Origin of the sequence: uncultured Desulfovibrio sp., assembly GCF_944327235.1 — a bacterium.
In the GTDB taxonomy this organism is placed as follows: Bacteria; Desulfobacterota; Desulfovibrionia; order Desulfovibrionales; family Desulfovibrionaceae; genus Desulfovibrio.
In genome coordinates, this window is sequence record NZ_CALVHE010000115.1 from 1 (window position 1) to 6,599 (window position 6,599).

At 62.1% G+C, this 6,599-nt stretch carries 4 protein-coding genes and 1 riboswitch; all 4 genes read right to left on the reverse strand.

Translation table 11 applies throughout. The annotated features are described in order from the left end of the window. Nucleotides 1–184: 184 nt before the first annotated feature. The 4 genes from Q0K00_RS11005 to Q0K00_RS11020 all read right to left on the reverse strand — a co-directional run bounded on the left by Q0K00_RS11005 (nt 185) and on the right by Q0K00_RS11020 (nt 5,686). Nucleotides 185–2,305: a methyl-accepting chemotaxis protein gene (locus Q0K00_RS11005; RefSeq protein ID WP_297229488.1), complete on the reverse strand. Its 2,121-nt coding sequence runs from the start codon at nt 2,303–2,305 to the stop codon at nt 185–187. A 386-nt stretch (nt 2,306–2,691) separates the two neighbouring features. After that, on the reverse strand, nt 2,692–3,222 hold the full coding sequence (nrdG, locus tag Q0K00_RS11010; RefSeq protein ID WP_297229490.1) for an anaerobic ribonucleoside-triphosphate reductase activating protein: 531 nt from the start codon (nt 3,220–3,222) through the stop codon (nt 2,692–2,694). Further along, nucleotides 3,215–3,382: an anaerobic ribonucleoside-triphosphate reductase gene (gene nrdD, locus Q0K00_RS11015; protein WP_297229494.1), complete on the reverse strand. Its 168-nt coding sequence runs from the start codon at nt 3,380–3,382 to the stop codon at nt 3,215–3,217. The genes nrdG and nrdD overlap by 8 nt, the downstream gene beginning before the upstream one ends. A 27-nt stretch (nt 3,383–3,409) precedes the next feature. Further along, nucleotides 3,410–5,686, reverse strand: coding sequence for an anaerobic ribonucleoside triphosphate reductase (locus tag Q0K00_RS11020; protein WP_297229492.1), 2,277 nt, complete (start codon nt 5,684–5,686; stop codon nt 3,410–3,412). Between the two features lie 111 nt (nt 5,687–5,797). Further along, a riboswitch (cobalamin riboswitch) is annotated at nt 5,798–5,981 on the reverse strand. Between the last annotated feature and the right edge of the window lie 618 nt (nt 5,982–6,599).

Here is a 6,599-nt window from a genome sequence, read left to right on the forward strand (position 1 = left end):
ATATCTACAAACTCCTCCTCAAGATGCTCAGAGAGAATCCTCTCTGCTAGTCATGACCCAAAAAGAAAAAGGATGAGCCTCCCCGCCCGGGCGCAGGGCAGCATCCGCCAGCCGGCGGCAAGAAAAAAGAAAAAGGGGACGCCCCGCAGGACGCCCCCTCTCACGCTTCGCGAAAAGCCGCGGTCTACCCGGCCTTCATATTTTCCACCAGCGTATTGAGTTCCTGCGACTGGCGCGCGAGTTCGCTGACGGCCTGGGCGCATTCGCTCATGGCGGCCGACGAACGGCTGGTCAGTTCGTTGACGTTGTTGATGGAGTTGTTGATCTCATCGCTGGTGGCCGACTGTTCCTCGCTGGCTGTGGCGATGGACTGAATCTCGTTGGCGGCGTTCTCCGCATCCCGGACGATGCTCTCCAGCGACTGTTCCGCCTGCGAGGCCAGTTCCGTGGAGGTCTCGATCTGGTTCACCGCCGTTTCCACGGCGTGCAGGCTCTCATTCATGCTGACGTTGATGGCGGAGATGGCCTTTTCCACATCCGCCGTGGAGGTCATGGTCTTTTCGGCCAGCTTGCGCACCTCGTCGGCCACCACGGCGAAGCCGCGACCGGCCTCCCCGGCGCGGGCCGCCTCGATGGCCGCATTGAGGGCCAGCAGGTTGGTCTGGTCCGCGATGTCGCTGATGACGCCCATGATGCCGGTGATGGCCGCCGTCTTTTCCTGCAGATCGCTCATGTCGCTCTTGAGCTTGACGGACAGGCTATGCAGCGTCTGCGTGCTCTTGAGCGAGCGCCGCACCACGTCCTTGCCCTTGATGGCCTGTTCACGGGCCTGGGCGGACATGGTGGAAGCCGTGGAGGCGTTGCGGGCCACTTCCTGCACCGTGGCGGTCATCTCGTTCATGGCCGTGGCCACTTCCTGCAGGCGCTGGGCCACTTCCTGCGCGTTTTGGGTGGAATGCTCGATCTGGGCGGAAAGCTCCACCGAGGCCGAACTGATGATGTTGACGCTGCCTTCCAGATTGCCCGCAGCGCTGATCATACCGTCCCGACGGGCGGTCTCGGCCCGCTTGACGGCTTCCTGCGCGTGGGCGGTGGCCACCTGCGCCCGCTCCGACGCTTCGCGCGCTTCCTCGGTCTTCTGGTTGGCTTCCTCGATCTTCTGCTTGAGGTTGCTCACCATCAGGCGCAGGTCGTCGGCCAGCATACCCGTTTCGTCCGAGCTCACCACGTCCAGCTCCCGGTCCAGATCGCCCTGCGCCACGGCCTGGGCGAACTTCTGCGTACGGGCGAGCGGGCCGGTGATCATGCGGGTGATGGTGAACGCGAGCAGGATGCCCAGCAGCAGGATGACCACGACAGCGCCCACCACGACCTTGGTGGAGCCGCTGAGCAACCGATAGGTTCCCTGGACATCCTCGATGGTGTGACGGGAAAGGAAATCCGTCATGGCCGCGGCTTCGTTGTAGGCGGCGTTATAACTGTCCACCCGCTCCTTGTTGAGTTCCGCGCTCCGGATCTGGAAAGCGATCAGCTCGTTGACCGCCGCGCCGAAGCTCGCGAAGGATTTGGCCGCTTCGTCGAACATCTGGCGGCATTCCTCGCGCAGGAGGCGTTCCCGTATCTTCTTGGCGTCGGCGTCGATGCCGGCGAGGGTCCCGGCCAGCTCCTTGAAAGCCTTGATGTCCCTGCGGCGCTCGGCCAGCAGGAGCTCGCGCTGCACGTTCTGCACCCGCATACCGATGGCGCTCATGTCCACGATATTGTGCGAATACTGGGCGACGGCGGCCATGTTGTACTCTTCGAGGAAGGTACGCTGGGTCTCGCCCATGGTGCTGACGAGCTTTTCCACCATGCCCAGCGCGACGCCGGCGCTTTTCAGCATCTCCTGCGTGGCGGCGTCTGTCTTGCGGCTGATGTCGAGGCCCTGCTGCGTGGCGTCCAGATAGACGGCATACAGCTTGCTGAAACTTTCCTCGAAGGCATTCCCCTCGTCTTCGGGATAGGCGTCATTGAGCTTCGTGAACTCGTCAAAGAACTGTTTTGCCTTTTTCAGGTAGTCCTGTCCGCGCTGGAAGCTCTCCGCGTCGCCCGTCTCAAAAAAGACGCGCGTCTGGTAGCTCCCCAGCAGCAGATTGCCCTGGATGCCGTTCAGCGCCACGAGTTTGGGCATACTGTCCGACGCCGTATCTTCGGAGACCCGGATGCCGCTGTACATGGCGTTGATGGCGATGTACGAGACGATACAGGTGAAAATGATCAGGGCGGCAAAGCCGCCGCCGATCTTCTTTGTCAGATTCAAGCGCATGTTTCCTCCGGTATTCGTCGGTCCGTCACAGACCGGGACCATCTTCCTTCATCTTGTTTGCCGCTGCGCAAAACGGGGTATCCACAAGGCACTTTCTCAGGGGGATGAGAGGTCGTCCCAAGGCAAAAAGGGAAGAAAGGTCATTTCGCTGTTTTGCCGTCAGCATGTTTGCCTACTTCTTACGTCTATCGGTCGAACAGCTTTTCTATTTAGAGCAACCCGGCCTTCAGAAATTTTTTTGGTCTGTGAAAAAGAGAAAACGCGAGGCGTGCGCCTCCACCGGTCCACGCGGGCCGCGCCGGTCCTCCCTCTCCCGAACGACAGCGGAGGGCATCCCCCTTTTCCAAGGAGAATGCCCTCCGCATGTAAATGTGGAGGCTGGCGTCTCAGGCGCCGGCATCCGCCTTGGCAACGGGAGCCGCATCCCGGGCTTCCCGCAGGCGGCGCATGGCCTCTCTGTTCAAAAGACGCTGATTGTCGCTGCCGCGAAATTCCAGCTCCAGATCGCGACGGCTCTCCACGTACGGCCCGTCCACCAGGATGTCCGCCTGCGCCAGCAGGCGGCCCACGGCGGGGTCCCGCTCTTCCCGTTCGAGCAGCTGCTCGAAGGTGAAGCCGGAATAGACCATAACGTCCTTGCCGCGCGCATGGACGGCTTCGGCCAGTTCGGCCAGCGCTCCCGGCTGCAGGAAGGGTTCCCCGCCGGAAAAGGTGATGCCGCTCAGCAGAGGGTCTTCGTCGAAGCGCGTCAATATGGCGTCCGTTGGCATCATGGTGCCGCCGTCAAGGGCATGGGTGTGCGGATTGTGACAACCGGGGCAATGATGCTCGCAGCCCTGCGTGAAGACCACGAAGCGCACCCCCGGTCCGTCCACCACGGACTCCTCCACAATGCCGCTCACCCGCAGATCAGGCATGTTTGACCCGGTCGTGCTCTTCGGCGCGCTTGGCATTGTTGAAGCGGTCCAGCGTGCCCACCAGATACCCGGTGATGCGGCGCACCCGTTCAAAGGCCACGCCTTCACCCACCAGTTTTTCCTGCAGGGCAGGCTGGGGTTCTTTCAATTTGGACGGCATCAGCATGTCGCAAACTCCTCCTTTCGTTTAGTGTTGCTCATGATGACAATGACACGGGGCCTGGGGCATCCCGGGGAAGCGGCGACGCAGTTCGCGCAGCTTCTCCTCGCTGATCGGCTCGCCGTCGCGTCGGCCGCAACGGGGGCACTGATCGTTGATGACGCCCACATAACCGCACACGGGGTCACGATCCAGCGGGTGATTGATGGAGCCGTAGCCCACGCCCTGGTCGTGCATGTAGCGGATGATGTCCTCAAAGGCCTTGAGATTCTTGCAGGTATCGCCGTCCAGCTCCACATAGGTGATGTGTCCGGCATTGGTGTAGGCATGATACGGCGCCTCGATCTGGATCTTGCGGAAGGCGCGGATGGGGAAATACACCGGCACATGGAAGGAATTGGTATAGTACTCCCTGTCCGTGATGCCGGGTATCTCGCCGTAGCGGCGGCGGTCGATGGCCACGAAGCGCCCGCTCAGGCTCTCGGCGGGGGTGGCGATGAGGGAAAAGTTGAGGCCCGTGGCTTCGGACTCGTCGTCGCAGCGCTTGCGCATGTGGGCCACGATGTCCAGCCCCAGACGCTGGGCCTCCTCGCTCTCGCCGTGATGCGCGCCGATGAGCGCCTTGAGCGTCTCGGCAAGGCCGATGAAGCCCACCGTGAGCGTGCCGTGCTTGAGCACCTCGCCCACGCGGTCCTCCCAGCCGAGCTTTTCCGAATCCAGCCAGATGCCGTTGCCCATGAGGAAAGGATAGTTGCGTACCTTCTTGGCCGCCTGGATCTTGTAGCGGTGCATGAGCTGGCGGAACACCAGATCTATCTTCTCGTCCAGCAGGCGGTAGAAGGCCGACACGTCGCCGTGGGCTTCCAGACCGAGGCGCGGCAGATTGATGGACGTGAAGCTCAGGTTGCCGCGGCCGCAGGTCACCTGACGGCTCTTGTCGTACACGTTGCCCAGCACGCGGGTACGGCAGCCCATGTAGGCCACTTCGGAATTATGGCTGCCGTCGTAATACTGCAGGTTGAACGGCGCGTCGATGAAGCTGAAATTGGGGAAGAGCCGCATGGCCGAGGTGGCGATGGCCAGCTGGAACAGATCGTAATTGGGGTCGCCGGGGTTGTAGTTCACCCCTTCCTTGACCTTGAATATCTGTACCGGAAAGATGGACGTTTCCCCGCCGCCCAGTCCGGCCTGCGTGGCCAGCAGCAGATTCTTCACCACCATGCGGCCCTCGGCGGAGGTGTCCGTGCCGTAGTTGACCGAACTGAACGGCACCTGCGCCCCGGCGCGGGAGTTCATGGTGTTGAGATTGTGGACGAAGGCTTCCATGGCCTGATAGGTGCGGCGGTCCGTGCAGGCAAGCGCCTCTTCGGCCGCGTAGGCGTGCGCCGCCCGCAGCAGCGGACGCATGTCCTCGGAGACGAGCTCCTCCTCGCGGCGGCCGAACTCGTCGCAATTGTCCAGGCGGATGCCGTCCCCGGTGGCCACGCGCAGCTTTTCGGTCAGGGCGCGGGCCTCCTCGGCGGGCATGTCGGCGCGGATGCGCAGGTACGAAGTCAGGGCGCGGGCATATTCCTTGCGGAACGTCTTGGCCACGCCGCCGGCCATGCAGTAGTCGAAGTGGGGCACGCTCTGGCCGCCGTGCATCTCGTTCTGATTGGCCTGGATGGCGATGCAGGCCAGCGCGGCGTAACTCTCGATGGATTGCGGCTCGCGCAGATAGCCGTGCCCGGTGGAGAAGCCGTCGCGGAACAGCCGGATAAGGTCTATCTGGCAACAGGTCTCCGTGAGCATGTAGAAATCTTTGTCGTGGATATGGATGTCCCCGTTGCGGTGCGCGGCCGAGGCGTCCTTGGGCAGGACGTAGTTGTCCGTGAAGTACTTGGCCCCCTCGGAACCGTACTTGAGCATGGTGCCCATAGCCGTATCGCCGTCGATATTGGCGTTTTCCCGCTTGATGTCCTCCTCACGGGCCGGCGCGTAGGTCAGGGTCTTGTAGATCTCCATGAGGTAGGATTCGGCATTGCGGAGCTTGGCGTGCTCGGCCCGGTACAATATGTAGGCCTTGGCCGTGCGCGCGTAGTCGTAGCGGATGAGCGTCTCTTCCACCACGTCCTGGATCTCCTCCACATGGGAGAGGCCCTTCTCGTCCAGCTTGGCGCACACCTTGCCCGTCAGGAACAGCAGATCCGTGGAGGTCATCTCCTCCCCTTCCACCGCACGGTTGGCGCGGGAGATGGCGTTGAGAATCTTGACGGAATCAAAAGGCGCGACCGTTCCGTCGCGCTTGACGATGCTGACAGGCATGACAGTTCCTCATGGTTATGGGCGGATTCATGACCGGACGCGCCGCCCGCCAGTCCTGACGGCGGCAGCTTGCTGCACCCCTCGCGCGGCAAATGCCCGTTGCCCGGAGGATATCCCAGAGACGACGCAAGCAGGTCTTCCGGCTCATCACCCTTTTCCCGGTCTTCCCGGCCCGGACAGCGGGCCAGTGACGCGCGGGGGGAAAAGGTCTCTGTGATTTACGGCGGCGGGTCCGCTCCCGCTTTGCACGGGATTCCCTGTCAGGCCTTGCGGCACTTGCGTGCCTCCAACATGGCCCACCCCCCGCCCGCCTGTCAACGGAGAAAAAAATATTGCATTTACAACATACTGCAATAACTAACAAAATCCAGCAACACGCGCCATTGCTGGCGTTGCGGGCACCCCCCTCCGAAAAGCCTTGCCGGACGCGGCCTTCCCGCATCAGGCAAGTTTTTTGATACCTGACAACAGGTAAGCAAGAGAACGAAACGGGATCTGCCACTTACGTTTTACATCTTTTTTTACGATGTATCACGCTTAATGCTGGCATCCGTTGAACCGCTCGGCGGAGGTGGGGGGTGAGAGGGGCCTTGTTTCCTTTTTTTATTTTTCGGCGCTGGCTGGCGGCTTCGGCCCAGCATCTGGGCTTGGTAGCCTGCGCGGCTGGCGGCAGGGGGTGAGAGGAGCCTTGTTTCCTTTTTTTATTTTTTGCTCGTTGGCTGGCGGATGCTGCCCAGCATCTGGGCTTGGTCGCCTCCCGGCGGGGGGCAGGGGGTGAGAGGGCGTGCCCCTCTACACCCCCTACGACCCCCGTACTCCCCCTGTCCGTGTGGCGGAGGGCGTCACTATCGCATGACGTATACCCTGTCCGCCGCTCGCCGCAGGGGGCAAATCGGCGCGCATCTTCCCGCTT